Below are 14,332 nucleotides of genomic sequence, written 5' to 3'. Positions count from 1 at the left end.
TCAGCAGCCAAATTGCGCGCGGCACCCTTCACCACTCCGCTCTTTCCATTTTGGCCGATACCTCCCATATTCGGGGCCATGGCCAGACTCTCCGACAAGAAAACGCCGCCGCCGGCGAATGACGAGCGCGCTTCGCCGCACAAGCGGCGCAGTCCGCTGACCGATTTCCTCGATGCCTCGGAGCCGCTGCATGGCTTTGCCGAAGCGCCGCAGGCCGAATTCACCGGCGCGCCGCTGACCGGCTCGATTGCCGACTGGGCCGAGCAGATCGAGCAGGAAGCCGAGAAGGAAGGGCGTCAAATCTCCCCCCTCGAGGGGGAGATGTCGCCGAAGGCGACAGAGGGGGTCGGCAAAGGAAGCGCTCGGCATCAAGGGTCGCCGAGCACTGCCGCACCGACCCCACCCGGCGGCTCCGCCGCCACCCTCCCCTCGAGGGGGAGGGAAGGCGCCAAGTCTGCCAAGAAAATCCCGGAGCGCTCCTCTTCTCCCGGCCGTACGGCACGCGGCACCTCGATGGGCGGCGCGGCTTCGGCGCGGGAGCGTACCGCGGCCGGTCTCAATCCCGTCGCCGGCCTCGATGTCTCCCTGGAAGAGGCCGAGACCATGGCCTCGGGCGGCGTCACCGCGACCGTCGCGGCGCTGTCGGCGCTGATCGAATCCGGCAATCCGCTGCACAAGGACGGCGTGCTGTGGACGCCGCACCGCCCTGCCCGGCCTGAGAAATCCGAAGGCGGCATCGCCATCAGGATGGTCTCGGATTTCGAGCCGGCCGGCGACCAGCCGACGGCGATCAAGGATCTCGTCGAGGGGGTCACCAGCAACGACCGTACCCAGGTGCTGCTCGGCGTCACCGGCTCGGGCAAGACCTTCACCATGGCCAAGGTGATCGAGGAGACGCAGCGCCCCGCTCTGATCCTGGCGCCCAACAAGACGTTGGCCGCGCAGCTCTACTCCGAGTTCAAGAAATTCTTCCCGGAAAACGCCGTCGAGTATTTCGTCAGCTACTACGACTACTACCAGCCTGAGGCCTATGTGCCCCGGACCGACACCTACATCGAGAAGGAATCCTCGATCAACGAGCAGATCGACCGCATGCGCCATTCGGCGACGCGCTCACTGCTCGAGCGCGACGACGTCATCATCGTCGCCTCGGTGTCCTGCATCTACGGTATCGGCTCGGTCGAGACCTATACGGCGATGACCTTCCAGATGCAGATCGGCGACCGGCTCGACCAGCGCGCGTTGCTCGCCGACCTCGTCGCCCAGCAATACAAGCGCCAGGACATCAACTTCGTCCGCGGCTCGTTCCGGGTGCGCGGCGACACGATCGAGATCTTCCCGGCCCACCTCGAGGACCGCGCCTGGCGCATCTCGCTGTTCGGCGACGAGATCGAGGCGATCACCGAGTTCGATCCGCTGACCGGCCAGAAGACCGGCGAGCTGAAGAGCGTCAAGATCTACGCCAATTCGCACTACGTGACGCCGCGGCCGACCTTGAATCAAGCCATCAAGTCGATCAAGGAAGAACTGAAGTATCGCCTGCAAGAGCTTGAAAAGGCTGGCCGCCTGCTTGAGGCGCAGCGGCTTGAGCAGCGCACCCGCTTCGACCTGGAGATGCTGGAGGCGACCGGGTCCTGCGCCGGCATCGAGAACTATTCGCGCTATCTGACCGGCCGCCAGCCGGGCGATCCGCCTCCAACCTTGTTCGAATACATACCCGACAATGCGCTGGTCTTCGTCGACGAAAGTCACGTCACCATACCGCAGATCGGCGGCATGTATCGCGGCGACTTTCGTCGCAAGGCGACGCTGGCCGAGTATGGTTTCCGCCTCCCGTCCTGCATGGACAACCGGCCGCTGCGCTTCGAGGAATGGGACGCCATGCGCCCGCTCTCCGTCGCGGTTTCGGCGACGCCCGGCGCCTGGGAGATGGAGCAGTCCGGCGGCGTCTTCGCCGAGCAGGTCATCCGCCCGACCGGCCTCATCGACCCGCCGGTCGAAGTACGCCCGGCCAAGACGCAGGTCGACGACGTCGTCGGCGAAATCCGCGAAACCACGAAGGCCGGCTACCGCACGCTGGTGACCGTGCTGACCAAGCGCATGGCCGAGGATTTGACCGAATATCTGCATGAGCAAGGCATACGCGTGCGCTATATGCACTCCGACATCGACACGCTGGAGCGCATCGAGATCCTGCGCGACCTGCGCCTCGGCGCCTTCGACGTGCTCGTCGGCATCAACCTGTTGCGCGAAGGCCTCGACATTCCCGAATGCGGTTTCGTCGCCATTCTCGATGCCGACAAGGAAGGTTTCCTGCGCTCCGAGACATCGCTGATCCAGACGATCGGCCGCGCCGCCAGAAACGTCGACGGCAAGGTCATCCTCTATGCCGACCAGATCACCGGCTCGATGGAGCGGGCAATGGCCGAGACCAACCGCCGTCGCGAAAAGCAGATGGAGTGGAACGCGGCCAACGGCATCACCCCGGAATCGGTCAAGTCGCGCATTTCGGACATCCTGGACTCGGTCTACGAAAAAGATCATGTCCGCGCCGATATCTCGCAGTTCACCGACAGCGCCGGCGCGATGATGGGCAACAATCTGAAAGCGCATCTCGACGCCCTGGACAAGCAGATGCGCGATGCCGCCGCCAATCTCGATTTCGAGAAGGCAGCCCGTATCCGCGACGAGATCAAGCGGCTGCGCGAGATGGAGCTGTCCATCTCCGACGATCCGCTGGCCAAATATGCCGACATGGAAAGCCCGGTCTCGGGCCGCGAAAAGGGCAAGCACAACAAGGGCGTGGCCAAACACCGTACATCGGAGGAACAGGAGCGTTTCCGCAAGCTCGACGAGGCACGTTCGGCCGAAGAGGCGGCCCGGCCCAACCTCTTCCGCAAGCCGGCACTCGACGAGATGGGCGCCGACGGCGCCGTGCCGGTGAAGAAGCCGCTGTTTTCGAAGCCCTCGCTCGACGCCATGGGGCCGGGCACGGATATGCCGACCCCGGCCGGCGCAGTGTCGCGTTCGCTGTTCAAGAAGCAGTCGGCCGAAGAGGCGCACGGCTCCGACTTCGGCATCCCGGGCGAACCGACCAAGCCGCTATTCAAGAAGAACTCGCTCGACGAGATGACCGTGCGGCGGACGGAAAAGCCGGTCGAAGGAAAGGTGCCAGCGAAACCACAGCCGATCTCCCCCCGTGTGGGGGAGATGCGCGGCAGGGCAGAGGGGGGCGCAAAGGAACGCAACGATTCCGCCAAACCCATTGTCCGCCAGCGCAGTGGTATCGGCTCCTACGAAGACCCGGCCGACGCCCGCCGTGAAAAGCGCCGCCCCGGCAAGACGGGGCGCCCGGGACGCTAGCGAGCTTCCCTTCTCCCCTTCGGGGAGAAGGTGGATCGGCGCGCAGCGCCGAGACGGTTGAGGGGTGCTGGACGGATCGCCGTCGGTGCCAAGCTGGAGCACCCCTCATCCGACCGCTTCGCGGCCACCTTCTCCCACAAGTGGAGAAGGGGGAGCCTAGCCACTTGCCATCGGCCCTAGCCTTGGTGTAGCCAGTTTCTACAACTCGAACGTCTTGAAAGGAGGGCTGCGTGTTATTTTCTCACCACCGTCAGCGCGGCCCTGTCTTTGCCCTGCGAGCTAGCTTGCAGGGCTGACCAGGGACGGTCCGGGTTTTTCCCCGCTTCGATTTTTTGGTCTGCCCTTCGTGGTGCGCAATGCCGAGCCTAATGGCTGGCACGTGCACCGTCAAAGTGCATTGAGCCGGGCTCCGGCAAGACCAGAGAAATCAAAATGGCCCTGATCAGCCTCAAATCCCTCGGCGTCACCCTGAATGCGCCGCTGTTTTCCAACCTCGACCTCACCATCGGCACCGGCGACCGGCTCGGCATCGTCGCCGCCAATGGGCGCGGCAAATCCACTTTGCTGAAGTGCCTGACCGGCGAGATGGAGCCGACATCAGGCGACATCACCCGTACGCGCGGCCTGCGCGTCGGCTATGTCGAGCAAGTCGTCCCGGCAGCGCTGGCCGGGCGCAGCTTCCAGCAGGTGGTCGCTGATGCCTTGCCGGCCGGACAGGTCGAAAGCGAACAATGGCGCGTCGATGTGGTTCTTGACTCGCTTGACGTGCCAGAACCGATGCGCGGGCGGCCAATGCAGGCGCTGAGCGGCGGCTGGCAAAGGCTGGCGTTGATCGCCCGCGTCTGGGTCACCGATCCCGACGTCCTGCTTCTCGACGAGCCGACCAACCATCTCGACCTCGGCAAGATCAGCCAGCTCGAGACCTGGCTGAACGCGCTGCCGCGCGAGGTGCCGGTGGTGATCGCCAGCCATGACAGGGCGTTCCTCGATGCCACGACCAACCGCACGCTGTTCCTGCGTCCCGAACAATCACCGGTGTTTTCGCTGCCCTATTCGCGGGCGAGGCTTGCGCTGGACGAGGTCGACGCCTCGACCGAACGCAAGTTCCAGCGCGACATGAAAGTGGCGCAGCAGCTGCGCCGGCAAGCGGCCAAGCTCAACAATATCGGCATCAATTCCGGCAGCGACCTTTTGACGGTCAAGACCAAGCAGCTCAACCAGCGGGCAGAGCGCCTGGAAGAAGCGGCAGCGCCGGCACACCGCGAAAAGTCGGCGGGCGCGATCAAGCTTGCCAACCGCGGCAGCCATGCCAAGGTGCTGATCACGCTCGACGAGTTGGTGGTCGGAACACCTGACGGCACGGTTCTGTTCAGCACCGGCAAGCGCCACATCTGCCAAGGCGACCGCATCGTCCTGCTCGGCCGTAACGGCGTCGGCAAATCACGGCTGATCGGCCTGATCCGGAACGCCATCGTCGAGCCGGAAACGGCGGCGCAAAGCCTGAAGGTGACACCGTCGACCGTGCTCGGTCATAGCGACCAGGCGCTGTCCGGCATCGACGGCGATGACACGCCGCTGGCGATGCTCTCGCGCAAATTCGACGTCGGCGAGCAGCGCGCCCGCTCGCTGCTCGCGGGCGCCGGCGTCAGCATCGACATGCAGGAGCGAAGGATCGGCGTGCTGTCCGGTGGGCAAAAGGCGCGGCTGATGATGCTGGCGCTGAGGCTCGCCAATCCCAACTTCTATTTGCTCGACGAGCCGACCAACCACCTCGATATTGATGGCCAGGAGGCGCTGGAAGCGGAATTGCTGGAACATCAGGCGAGCTGCCTGCTTGCCTCGCACGACCGCTCCTTCATCCGCGCGGTTGGCAACCGCTTCTGGCTGATCGAGAAACGGCGGCTGACCGAGGTCGACGACCCGGAAGCTTTCTTCCGGGAGGTAGCCGAAGCCGGCGGTTAAAAAATTGCGGAAAAAATCCGGCGCTCTGTCGGATGATGATCGCATGCCACGTCCTTAGGTTGCCGACACGGTGATGCCGGCGCCAATCGAGGAGAAAGCATCATGTCCATTCTGTCATCCATAGGTCACGCCGTAACGCGTTACTCGGCGGCTCGCGCCCGTTATCGCAGCGAACGCGCCATCCTGTCATTGCCGATCGAGCTGCGCAAAGATATTGGCTGGCCGGAAATCGTCGTCGACGCGCAAAACAGCCCGCGGATTCGCATCGAAGGTTGAAGGTGGCAGTTGGCCGTCGCGGCAGGCGCCATTTCAAATCCAAAAAACCATCGGCCGTGTAGGATCGTCGCCGTTCCGTTCGTCCTGTGGTTCGCAAAGGCAAACCAGACGCAAAGAGGAGCATGACATGAATGACCAGCCGCAGACCCAGCCCGCCGCCAAGGTGCTTGGCGGATTGACGCCCTACCTTCAGTTGGATGGCGCTTTCAAAGCCGCCGAATTTTACCAAAAGGCCTTCGGTGCCGAGCAGGTCTTTGCCTATCCGCCGGACGAACAGGGCCGTACCATGCATATCCATCTCCACATCAACGGTTCGACCCTGATGCTTTCCGACTTCTATCCCGAGCATGGAATGGCCGCTGTGAAGCCGCAGGGCTACACCATGCAGCTCCATCTCGGCAGCGACGATATCGACGCCTGGTGGCAGCGGGCCATCGAGGCGGGGTGCGAGGAAGTCGTGCCGTTGCAAGTGATGTTCTGGGGTGATCGCTGGGGCAATATGCGTGATCCGTTCGGCGTCGAATGGGCAATGAACGCACCGGTGAAAGCAGCTTAGCATTCCACACAGGCTGTGTCTGAAATCACCTCTCCCGCTCCAGAGGGAGAGGAAAACGATCGCATGGAGGAAATCAGATGTCCTATGTCGACGGTTTCGTACTTGCCGTACCGAAAGCAAAGCTCGATGCTTACAAGAAGCTGGCGGAAACCGGCGGCGCCGTCTGGAAGGAGCACGGTGCTCTTGCCTACGTCGAATGCGTCGGCGACGACGTCCCTTATGGCGAGCTCACCTCGTTCCCGCGCGCCGTACAGGCCAAGGACGACGAGGTCGTCATCTTCTCATGGGTGGTCTACGAATCGCGCCAGAGCCGCGACGCGGTGATGGCCAAGGTGATGGCCGACCCGCGCCTCAAGTCGGACTGGGAGACCATGCCATTCGACGGCAAGCGCATGATCTTTGGCGGTTTTCAGCCCTTCATCGAGCTGTAGGCGCCCCTCGATCAAGTTTGTCGTGCAGCGGCTTCAGCCGGTCGCCATAGCGCTTCCACAGGTCGACCGAGCCCTGATACATCGGCTGGCGCACTTGCGCAGCCGACGCCGTTCGCACCGGCCGGTCGGTCTGGTGGAACGACAGCACGGCGTCGTCCCACGGCAGGCCGAGATGGGCGATCAGCGCCCGCGACTGGCCTTCCTGGTCGGCGACGAAATCCTCGTAGCGAACGTCGTGCACGACATCAGGCAGCACGGCCTGCCAGTGCGCCATGATGTCGGTGTACAGATTGTGGAAATCGGCGAGCTCGTCGAGATCGTAGCCGTAGCGATGGCTGTCGCCGCGGAAGTGCACCTTGTAGATCGACAGGCAGGTCGCCGCCGCATCGCGCGCGCAATGGATGATCTTGGCCTTCGGCAGCATCAAATGGATGAAGCCCACCAAGAGGAAATTGCCGGGCATCTTGTCGGTGACGTGCCGAGAACCCGGATAGCGGGCGTGCAGCATGTCGAGATAGGCCTGGCCGGCCTCGGCATAGGCCTTGTCTGGCATGTCGGCGATGCCCCAGGGAAAGCCGCCCTTCATGCTGAGCGGAAACTGCTTGCCGACCGCCGTCTTCAATATGCTGAGCTCGCCGGCGCCATAGACCTGCGGATGGCTGGCGATGATCTGCTCGACCAGCGTGGTGCCGGAACGCGGCATGCCGACGACGAAGATCGGCGTGTCGTCGGCTATCCCGCTCGGCCTGTGCCTTTCAAAAAAGGCCTTGTCGAACACCGCCTTCATTGCCTCGAACTCGCCGCGCGTCTTGCCGGCGTCGTAGTCGATGCCCTGGCGGCGGATCGCGTTGCCTTCGGCGAAATAGTCGAAGGCGCGGCCATACTGCCTGAGGTCGTCATTGGCCTTGCCGAGACCGAAGGAAAGCTGCATGCGCGCCAGGCTGCCTTGCGGCGCCTTGGCGTGCTCCGCCTCCATGCGGGCAAGCTCGGCGTCGCGGTCCTTCTGGCGCTTGACCTGGGTAAGCATCAGCCAGGCCCTCGCCATGCCGGGGTCCACAGCCAGCGCCTGCCTGAAAAGATCCGCAGCCTCGTCGAGATTGCCCTTTTCCATCAGCCCGACACCCAGGCCGTGCAAAAGATCGGCATCCTTCGGCCGGATCGTCAGCGCCTCGCGAAAAACAGCCAGTGCCTCATCCAGCCGGCCCGCTTCCTGCAGCGTTTCGGCAAGCCCGACGCGGGCGCGGACATGGAACGGGTTGCGGCCGATCGTGCCGCGATAAATATCCTCGGCGCCTTCGAATTGGCCGAGCTGCTTCAGCGACGAGCCGAGATTGTCACGCGCCGCCAGCTGGTCCGGCCGAATCGCCACCACCTTGCGGAAGAGATCGGCGGCGGCCGCGACCCGGCCGAGGTCGCGCAGCACGGTGCCGAGATTGTTGAGGAAATCCGGATTGTTCGGTTGCAGACGCACCGATTGTTCGATCAGCGCCAGCCCCTCGGCGCTGCGCCCGGTCTGGTGCAGCAGAAGCCCGAGGAAATGCGCAGCAGCCGGGTGGTTGGCCTTTTGCGCCAGCACCTGTCGGTAAAGCGCCTCGGCTTCCTGCCGGCGCCCGGCCTGGTGCAGCTGCAGCGCCTGCTGCACGTGCTGGTCGAGCCCCAGCGGCGGCTGTCCGCCTGAGCCGTAACGTGCGCCTGCCGGTTGTCTCGGATCTCTGTTGATGGGAAACCTGCCGTGTTGTCCGCCTGCCGCGATCTAGGCCATCGCTGCGGCGCGTGCAAGAGCAGAGGCGGTCGCAAGGGAGCGAACCTCGGAACCCACCGAGCTAGCGGAAGTCGGCCGGCGTCAGCACATACATGTTCCTGCGGCCGTGCGAGTAGGCTTGGCGCGCAATCTCGTGGATCGACGAACGCTTGGCGTCGAAGGCGCTGAGAAATTCGGCCTCGGCTCCGCTTGCAGCCGGGTTTGCCGCCGAAAGTGCCGCGACCTCGACAAAGAACGGGACTTCGAGCATGCCGTCATGGCCGACGAAACGAATGCGCTTGGCCGCCGCGTCATAGGAGCGGCTGGGATTGGGAAAATTGAGCGTCATGGCTTGCGCGTCAAATCAGGCGGTTGCTTTCGGCAAGCTGGCGCGCCCGCCGCGCCGTGCCGTCGGTGTCGGCAATCCTTCGCCTTGCCGCCTCGTCGCTTCTTATCGTGAGACGCGGCGACAAGACCTTTATCGGCTTTGCGACAGGACTGACTGCAACTGTCGGGACATCCGGTGTTCTTGCGGAGTTCATGACTCTCTTCCTTCCATTGCTAGATAAATACAAATGCCGGAGGAATTTTTTCGGAAGTTCTTCAAACAATTTTTGAGGTGCACCGGGACCGTATCATCGTTCTGCGGATAACTATAGAAAAGTAATTTGACGTTGGTAGGGGTAAGAGGCCGAAAACTTCTTGAATAAGTCGTATTTTCAGACTAGAGGTATGAAACCGTTTGGGTCATGCTTGGCCCCGCGGTGTCAGGGATTCTCGGCCCGCCAAACTTATCCAAATCGCCGACACCTGGTACCGCAATGCAGGCTCCGCTTCCGGGGCAGGCCGGAAAGAAACTTCAAGGCACGAGAACTTCAAGGCACAAGCGAGAACTTCGAGGCGCACAAGAATGTCTGCTCGCACCACCCATTCCATAGCGCATTTCGCGGCACCTTTTGTGCTTGGCGGGCTGGATGGCATGCAGCCGGCCGGCGACTATGACATCGACCACGACGAAGAACTGATCGACGGCATGTCCTGGCCTGCCTGGCGCCGCGTCGCCACTTTCATCCATCTGCCGGCAAGGACAGTGAAAAGCGCGACCAGCCAGCTTGTCGCCATTGACCATGCCGAGCTCGACGCAGCGCTTCGGCACGACCAGGAGAATGTCACATGATCCGCTTCCAGCAGAATGCGCGGCGCACGGACACGCCGGCGCATATCTTCACCGTCGGCCAGACCGTCCGCATGAAGAGCCGCACCGGCCTTGCCCAAAAGACCGCGGAGCTGTTCCAGATCAAGAGCCGGCTGCCGGTCAAGGACGGCTCGCCGCAATATCGCATCCGCAGCGATCAGGAGACCTATGAGCGGGTCACCACGGAAGACAATCTCGAACCGGTCGACAACCCGGCCAACTGAGCCGACGCGCCGCAACGCTGCTTCACATGCTGATGATGCCGCAGATCCGCGTCGCCTGCGCATCTTCAAGGGAACGGCGCTGAGCTGTACGCCGGCCCCCAGATGGTGCTTATCCGGCCAGGCTGTAGGTCGGTGCGCTAGCAGGGCCCGTCATCGACGACGCGATAGTCCGCCGCGCGGGCTTCGCATTCGTTGGGGAATGTGCGCAGTTCGCCATGGCGACGGGCACAGACGGGGCGGTATTCGCGGGTGCAGAATGTCTGCTCCTCACCGCCACCACCACCGCCGCGGCACTCGCCCTCGCGAATGATGCGGTATCCGGCCCGTTCGGCAAGGCAGGCATTGGCGAAGGTCTGGCGGTCGCCGCCGCGCCGGGCGCAGACCGGGTCATATTGCCTGGTGCAGAATTGCGGCCCCGGCCGTGGCGGGCGCGGCCCCGGCCCCTCATCATCCACCACGACGGTGCAGGCTGCGAGAATTGCCGACAGGAACAGGATGGAAAAAACCTGCCGCGGAAAGATTGCCGCAAGAAACCGCATGAATGTTCCCTCCCTCGAAACTCCTGCCTGCACAAATGGTGCCTGGGTCAGGCCGATCCTCGTCATTCCGCCGCCAGATGCAACCCCTGTTTGCAACTGGCGAGCCAGGGCGGTATGCCGGCGCAAGCCAAGACAGCACCTGCCCCGCTTGCTGGACCATGCCTGGGTGAAGTCTGGCCGATGACCGCGCAGAGAACCGGGACTATCGGTGCGATGCGTCGGGATGCGCCTGTTGGGGTCGCCCGCGGCTGTGTCTTGCAAGCATCACGTTTCCGTGCGATAAATTTTGTGTTCGGGCATTTGCGACCCGGAGAGCGGAACGTTTTGGACGACCTTTCCCCGATACTGTGAATCTCTGACAGCCCCGTTTTCGGCGGGGGGTTTTACCATGCGCCAATGCATGACTGCCGAAGCAACCACCGGGACTTGCCCACGGCGCCAGGCGGCGGGCGGAACCACCAAGACTGACACGGGTGAAGGAGTTTCCCCAATGGCCCAGACCGGCACCGTTAAATTCTTCAACGCTACCAAAGGCTTCGGCTTCATCACGCCCGATGGCGGCGCCAAGGATGTGTTCGTCCACATCTCGGCGATCGAGGCTTCCGGGCTGCGCACGCTCGTCGACGGTCAGAAGGTCACCTTCGATGTCGAGCCCGACCGTATGGGCAAGGGTCCGAAAGCGGTCAATCTCCGCGCCGCCTGAACTGCGGCGTGCCGCGCGTCCTTTCGGGGTGTGAGGATGCTGCAAGGCTTTGGTGTGACGTGAGTTTTATGAAGGCGCGGCGGTTTTCGTCGCGCCTTTTGTGTTCCGGGGATGCTTGCCGGCACCCGCAAAACTTTCTCTTGCCGATGGCACTAAAATAAAGGACAAATTTCCGTCCGGGCATTTGCCGGCCCGAGACTGGACTTGTGGGATCAAAGGAGCTTCCCATGCCGCAGACCGGCACCGTCAAATTCTTCAATCACGCCAAGGGCTTCGGCTTCATCACGCCGGACGACGGGGCAAAGGATGTCTTCGTCCATATTTCGGCCGTGCAGGCGTCGGGTCTTCCCGGTCTCGAGGATGGGCAGAAAGTGACATTCGACACCGAGCCGGACAAGCGCGGCAAGGGTCCGAAAGCCGTCAACCTGTCGATCGGCTGAACCACCCCGGGCAGAATGGACGTGGGCCGGTCTGGCCTGCGGTGTTTGCCGCACGCTTGAACCGCCCAGTTAGATGAACCGCCTGGTCAAATTTCGTTCAGCCCCCGTTCAGCCACGGTCGCATATTAATCTTCGTTAAAGCCGGACCGCATCCCCGAAAACGACCCGGGCCGGCACGAAGGAGACCGACATGAACCGAATTTTCAAGACTGCCATCCTGTCCGCCGCGGTCGTTGCGACCACGCTTGCGACCTTGCCCGCGGCCAATGCCGACGAATGGCGCCATCACCGCCGCCACCACGGCCACGGCGACGCCGTTGCGGCCGGTGTGCTCGGCCTTGCGGCCGGTGCCCTGATCGGCGGTGCGCTCGCCAGCCCGCAGCCCCGCTATTACGACCCGGCCTATGATGATGAATACTACAGGCCTGCCCCGGTGCGCCGTTATTACGTGCAGCCGCGCGTGGCCTATGCCGAAAGCTATGCGGAGCCGTGGACCCGCGGCTGGTACGAATACTGCTCGGACCGCTACCGGAGCTTCAACGCCCGTACCGGCACGTTCACCGGCTATGACGGCGAACAGCATTTCTGCACCGCCAATTAGCGGAGGCAGTTTCCCGTCGGAAAAAAGCGCGGTCGCACAGGCCGCGCTTTTTGTTTCCGGCAAGCGGTTTCAGACCAGAAAAGGATTGCTCCGCCGCTCCTCACCAAAACGGCCGCCGGGACCATGGCCGCAGATAAAGCCGATGTTGTCGCCCAACGGCAAAAGCTTCTCCTTGATCGAGGCGATCAGCGCGGCGTGGTTGCCGCCCGGCAGATCGGTGCGGCCGACCGAACCGCGGAACAGCACGTCGCCGACATGGGCGAACTTCGCAGCCCGGTTATAGTAGACGACGTGGCCGGGTGCGTGGCCCGGACAATGGAGCACCTCAAACACGTGCGAGCCGAACGAAACGGTCTCGCCTTCGGCAAGGAACCGGTCGGGGACACAGTTGCGCACGGGATCGGTGATGCCGTAGCGCTTCGCCTGGTTCTCGAGATTGGCGAGCAGCGGCCGGTCGGCGGCATGCGGGCCGATGATCTCGATACCGAGCGCCTCCTTCAACTCCATGGCCCCGCCGGCATGATCGATATGGCCATGCGTGATCCAGATCGCGCCGGCAGTGATCGCATTGTCCTCGAGCGCCGCCAGCACCTTGTCGATGTCGCCGCCCGGATCGACGACAACGCCTTGCCTGTCGTCCATGTCGAAGAGGATGGTGCAGTTCTGCTGGAACGGCGTGACCGGCACGATGCCGGCGTTGAGCTGACCCATATTCGTCCTTTCACGCTGTCGGAGCGCTGCGCGTCCCCTCGAACGCGTCAGGAGTGCTCCAACCTTGAACCAGGCTCTGATGTAGAGACACACGCGAACGGCGTCCACCGCTCCCACAAACGGCAAACGAAATGGGCGGCCGAAGCCGCCCATTTGAAAACCTGAAACGTCAAAGCTTATTTCTTCATCGCGTTCATGACCGCACCGATGATGCCGGTCAGGATGGCGCCGCCGCCGGCACCGCCAACGATATTTGAAATGTTCAACGCGCTGCCGGCCCCTGCCGCCGTGGCGGCGGCTGCCGGATCGACCGAGCCACCCAGCAGACTGTTGAGGATGGCCGCACCGCCGACGCCGCCGACAGCGCCGCCCAGGATTTTGGTAAGCTGCCCCATCGCCGCAGTCTTGATAGCCGCGCCAACCGCCTGACCACCGATGATACCCGTAATCACCTGAATAATGATCGGAAGAAGCGTGTTCATATCCATATTTCCAGTCCCTCCATAGCTGCCAGCCTCCCGGGCCGACCCCATCATGAGACGCCGAATTGTGTGAAAGTCAAATGCAGAAGCGCTTAAATAAAAGGGGCGGCCCGAAAACCGCCCTTACTAGTTAAAAAAGCTGTGACTTTCGTTATTCTGCAGCGATTGCGTGCTTGGGCTGAACGGCCGCAGAATAGTCATTCATCAGCGTCTTGGCGATTTCGCCGACCTCGAATCGGTATGGACCGATCTCCGAAACAGGCGTCACCTCGGCTGCCGTCCCGGTGAGGAAGCACTGCTGGAAGCCTTCAAGCTCATCCGGCATGATGGCGCGCTCGATCACCTCCAAACCGCGGTCCTTGGCAAGGCCGATAACCGTGCGGCGGGTGATGCCGTCGAGGAAGCAATCAGGCTTGGGCGTATGGATCTTGCCGTCCTTGACGAAGAAGATGTTGGCGCCTGTCGCTTCCGCCACCTGGCCACGCCAGTCGAGCATCATGGCGTCGGCATAGCCCTTGGCCTCGGCGGCATGCTTGGACATGGTGCAGATCATGTAGAGGCCGGCCGCCTTCGATTTCGACGGTGCGGTGCGCGGGTCGGGGCGGCGCCATTCGGCCATGTCGAGGCGGATCCCCTTGAGCTTCTGCGCCGGGTCGAAATAGCTTGGCCACTGCCAGATGGCGATGGCGCAGTTGATCCGACTGTTCTGTGCGGAAACGCCCATCTGTTCGCTGCCGCGCCACGCGATCGGCCGGACATAGGCGTCCTGGAAACCTTGCTTCTTCAACAGCGTGCGGCAGGCGTCGTCGATCTCGGCGACCGAGTAGGGTATCTTGAAGCCAAGCAGGCGCGCCGATTCATGCAGGCGTTCGGTGTGGTCGGTCAGCTTGAAAATTTCGCCCCCATAAGCGCGCTCGCCCTCGAATACCGCGCTGGCGTAGTGCAGCCCGTGGGTCAAGACGTGGATCTTGGCGTCGGCCCATTTGACGAATTCGCCGTTCATCCAGATAAAGCCGTCCAGTTGGTCGAAGGGAACGGATGCCATGGTAACCTCCCGCGGGCGGCAGCCCGCACATCATTGTGTCGTTGCGTGTTTCGCCTCGGCCGC

17 protein-coding genes are annotated in these 14,332 nt (G+C 62.9%); 10 read left to right on the top strand and 7 right to left on the bottom strand.

The genetic code is table 11. The features are described 5' to 3' along the window. Nucleotides 1–78 precede the first annotated feature (78 nt). The 5 genes from uvrB (at nucleotide 79) to NKH67_RS07550 (ending at nucleotide 6,588) form a co-directional block, all read left to right on the top strand. The gene (gene uvrB, locus NKH67_RS07570) at nucleotides 79–3,363 is read left to right on the top strand and encodes an excinuclease ABC subunit UvrB (RefSeq protein WP_352502229.1); all 3,285 of its coding nucleotides are present in this window, start codon (nucleotides 79–81) and stop codon (nucleotides 3,361–3,363) included. Nucleotides 3,364–3,795: 432 nt separating this feature from the next. Next, nucleotides 3,796–5,325, top strand: a complete 1,530-nt coding sequence (locus NKH67_RS07565) for an ABC-F family ATP-binding cassette domain-containing protein (protein ID WP_352469763.1) — start codon at nucleotides 3,796–3,798, stop codon at nucleotides 5,323–5,325. A gap of 102 nt (nucleotides 5,326–5,427) precedes the next feature. After that, a complete protein-coding gene (locus NKH67_RS07560; RefSeq protein WP_023719167.1) occupies nucleotides 5,428–5,601 on the top strand; it encodes a hypothetical protein in 174 nt (57 codons plus the stop codon). Nucleotides 5,602–5,728: 127 nt separating this feature from the next. Beyond that, entirely contained in the window at nucleotides 5,729–6,157 is a 429-nt protein-coding gene (locus NKH67_RS07555) for a VOC family protein (protein ID WP_352469762.1), read from the top strand. 77 nt (nucleotides 6,158–6,234) lie between these two features. Further along, complete coding sequence (locus NKH67_RS07550) at nucleotides 6,235–6,588, top strand: DUF1428 domain-containing protein (protein ID WP_023678403.1); 354 nt, start codon at nucleotides 6,235–6,237, stop codon at nucleotides 6,586–6,588. Here the strand turns inward: NKH67_RS07550 and NKH67_RS07545 are convergent. The 3 genes from NKH67_RS07545 to NKH67_RS07535 form a co-directional block, all read right to left on the bottom strand. Beyond that, a complete protein-coding gene (locus NKH67_RS07545; protein WP_352502230.1) occupies nucleotides 6,575–8,230 on the bottom strand; it encodes a tetratricopeptide repeat-containing sulfotransferase family protein in 1,656 nt (551 codons plus the stop codon). The two genes, NKH67_RS07550 and NKH67_RS07545, sit on opposite strands and share 14 nt — an antisense overlap. Nucleotides 8,231–8,411: 181 nt before the next feature. Then, nucleotides 8,412–8,678, bottom strand: a complete 267-nt coding sequence (locus tag NKH67_RS07540; protein ID WP_023678405.1) for a DUF1488 family protein — start codon at nucleotides 8,676–8,678, stop codon at nucleotides 8,412–8,414. Nucleotides 8,679–8,688: 10 nt separating this feature from the next. Next, nucleotides 8,689–8,871, bottom strand: coding sequence for a hypothetical protein (locus tag NKH67_RS07535; protein WP_023678406.1), 183 nt, complete (start codon nucleotides 8,869–8,871; stop codon nucleotides 8,689–8,691). Between the two features lie 368 nt (nucleotides 8,872–9,239). On the opposite strand from NKH67_RS07535, the gene NKH67_RS07530 reads away from it, so the two are divergent. Both NKH67_RS07530 and NKH67_RS07525 read left to right on the top strand, forming a co-directional pair. Further along, nucleotides 9,240–9,506 carry a hypothetical protein gene (locus NKH67_RS07530; RefSeq protein ID WP_352469759.1) on the top strand — a complete coding sequence of 89 codons (267 nt, stop codon included), beginning with the start codon at nucleotides 9,240–9,242 and terminating at the stop codon, nucleotides 9,504–9,506. Next, nucleotides 9,503–9,748, top strand: coding sequence for a hypothetical protein (locus tag NKH67_RS07525; RefSeq protein ID WP_023678408.1), 246 nt, complete (start codon nucleotides 9,503–9,505; stop codon nucleotides 9,746–9,748). The genes NKH67_RS07530 and NKH67_RS07525 overlap by 4 nt, the downstream gene beginning before the upstream one ends. A 137-nt stretch (nucleotides 9,749–9,885) precedes the next feature. On the opposite strand, the gene NKH67_RS07520 is transcribed toward NKH67_RS07525, so the two are convergent. Beyond that, nucleotides 9,886–10,287 (bottom strand): Kazal-type serine protease inhibitor family protein, encoded by a 402-nt coding sequence (locus tag NKH67_RS07520; RefSeq protein ID WP_023678409.1) that lies wholly within the window; start codon nucleotides 10,285–10,287, stop codon nucleotides 9,886–9,888. A gap of 490 nt (nucleotides 10,288–10,777) precedes the next feature. On the opposite strand from NKH67_RS07520, the gene NKH67_RS07515 reads away from it, so the two are divergent. From NKH67_RS07515 to NKH67_RS07505, 3 genes are all read left to right on the top strand, one after another. Then, nucleotides 10,778–10,990 (top strand): cold-shock protein, encoded by a 213-nt coding sequence (locus tag NKH67_RS07515; protein ID WP_006202520.1) that lies wholly within the window; start codon nucleotides 10,778–10,780, stop codon nucleotides 10,988–10,990. Between the two features lie 227 nt (nucleotides 10,991–11,217). Further along, nucleotides 11,218–11,430: a cold-shock protein gene (locus NKH67_RS07510; RefSeq protein WP_006202521.1), complete on the top strand. Its 213-nt coding sequence runs from the start codon at nucleotides 11,218–11,220 to the stop codon at nucleotides 11,428–11,430. Nucleotides 11,431–11,620: 190 nt separating this feature from the next. Next, a complete protein-coding gene (locus NKH67_RS07505; RefSeq protein WP_023678410.1) occupies nucleotides 11,621–12,031 on the top strand; it encodes a BA14K family protein in 411 nt (136 codons plus the stop codon). A 69-nt stretch (nucleotides 12,032–12,100) separates the two neighbouring features. Here NKH67_RS07505 and NKH67_RS07500 read toward each other — a convergent pair whose 3' ends face one another. From NKH67_RS07500 to NKH67_RS07490, 3 genes are all read right to left on the bottom strand, one after another. Then, on the bottom strand, nucleotides 12,101–12,742 hold the full coding sequence (locus NKH67_RS07500; RefSeq protein WP_352469757.1) for an MBL fold metallo-hydrolase: 642 nt from the start codon (nucleotides 12,740–12,742) through the stop codon (nucleotides 12,101–12,103). A gap of 176 nt (nucleotides 12,743–12,918) precedes the next feature. After that, nucleotides 12,919–13,230: a hypothetical protein gene (locus tag NKH67_RS07495; RefSeq protein WP_352450492.1), complete on the bottom strand. Its 312-nt coding sequence runs from the start codon at nucleotides 13,228–13,230 to the stop codon at nucleotides 12,919–12,921. 145 nt (nucleotides 13,231–13,375) lie between these two features. Continuing rightward, nucleotides 13,376–14,269: a branched-chain amino acid aminotransferase gene (locus NKH67_RS07490; protein ID WP_352450493.1), complete on the bottom strand. Its 894-nt coding sequence runs from the start codon at nucleotides 14,267–14,269 to the stop codon at nucleotides 13,376–13,378. Between the last annotated feature and the right edge of the window lie 63 nt (nucleotides 14,270–14,332).

Source organism: Mesorhizobium sp. M0968 (assembly GCF_040319065.1).
Classification (GTDB): domain Bacteria; phylum Pseudomonadota; class Alphaproteobacteria; order Rhizobiales; family Rhizobiaceae; genus Mesorhizobium.
Note: the sequence above shows the minus strand (reverse complement) of the source record. Positions and strands in the feature narration are given on the sequence as shown.

Bases quoted from the DNA above. Each gene is read 5' to 3' on its own strand.
- uvrB (WP_352502229.1), top strand. From the start codon at position 79: ATGGCCAGACTCTCCGACAAGAAAACGCCGCCGCCGGCGAATGACGAG.
- NKH67_RS07565 (WP_352469763.1), top strand. From the start codon at position 3,796: ATGGCCCTGATCAGCCTCAAATCCCTCGGCGTCACCCTGAATGCGCCG.
- NKH67_RS07560 (WP_023719167.1), top strand. From the start codon at position 5,428: ATGTCCATTCTGTCATCCATAGGTCACGCCGTAACGCGTTACTCGGCG.
- NKH67_RS07555 (WP_352469762.1), top strand. From the start codon at position 5,729: ATGAATGACCAGCCGCAGACCCAGCCCGCCGCCAAGGTGCTTGGCGGA.
- NKH67_RS07550 (WP_023678403.1), top strand. From the start codon at position 6,235: ATGTCCTATGTCGACGGTTTCGTACTTGCCGTACCGAAAGCAAAGCTC.
- NKH67_RS07540 (WP_023678405.1), bottom strand. From the start codon at position 8,678: ATGACGCTCAATTTTCCCAATCCCAGCCGCTCCTATGACGCGGCGGCC.
- NKH67_RS07535 (WP_023678406.1), bottom strand. From the start codon at position 8,871: ATGAACTCCGCAAGAACACCGGATGTCCCGACAGTTGCAGTCAGTCCT.
- NKH67_RS07530 (WP_352469759.1), top strand. From the start codon at position 9,240: ATGTCTGCTCGCACCACCCATTCCATAGCGCATTTCGCGGCACCTTTT.
- NKH67_RS07525 (WP_023678408.1), top strand. From the start codon at position 9,503: ATGATCCGCTTCCAGCAGAATGCGCGGCGCACGGACACGCCGGCGCAT.
- NKH67_RS07520 (WP_023678409.1), bottom strand. From the start codon at position 10,287: ATGCGGTTTCTTGCGGCAATCTTTCCGCGGCAGGTTTTTTCCATCCTG.
- NKH67_RS07515 (WP_006202520.1), top strand. From the start codon at position 10,778: ATGGCCCAGACCGGCACCGTTAAATTCTTCAACGCTACCAAAGGCTTC.
- NKH67_RS07510 (WP_006202521.1), top strand. From the start codon at position 11,218: ATGCCGCAGACCGGCACCGTCAAATTCTTCAATCACGCCAAGGGCTTC.
- NKH67_RS07505 (WP_023678410.1), top strand. From the start codon at position 11,621: ATGAACCGAATTTTCAAGACTGCCATCCTGTCCGCCGCGGTCGTTGCG.
- NKH67_RS07500 (WP_352469757.1), bottom strand. From the start codon at position 12,742: ATGGGTCAGCTCAACGCCGGCATCGTGCCGGTCACGCCGTTCCAGCAG.
- NKH67_RS07495 (WP_352450492.1), bottom strand. From the start codon at position 13,230: ATGGATATGAACACGCTTCTTCCGATCATTATTCAGGTGATTACGGGT.
- NKH67_RS07490 (WP_352450493.1), bottom strand. From the start codon at position 14,269: ATGGCATCCGTTCCCTTCGACCAACTGGACGGCTTTATCTGGATGAAC.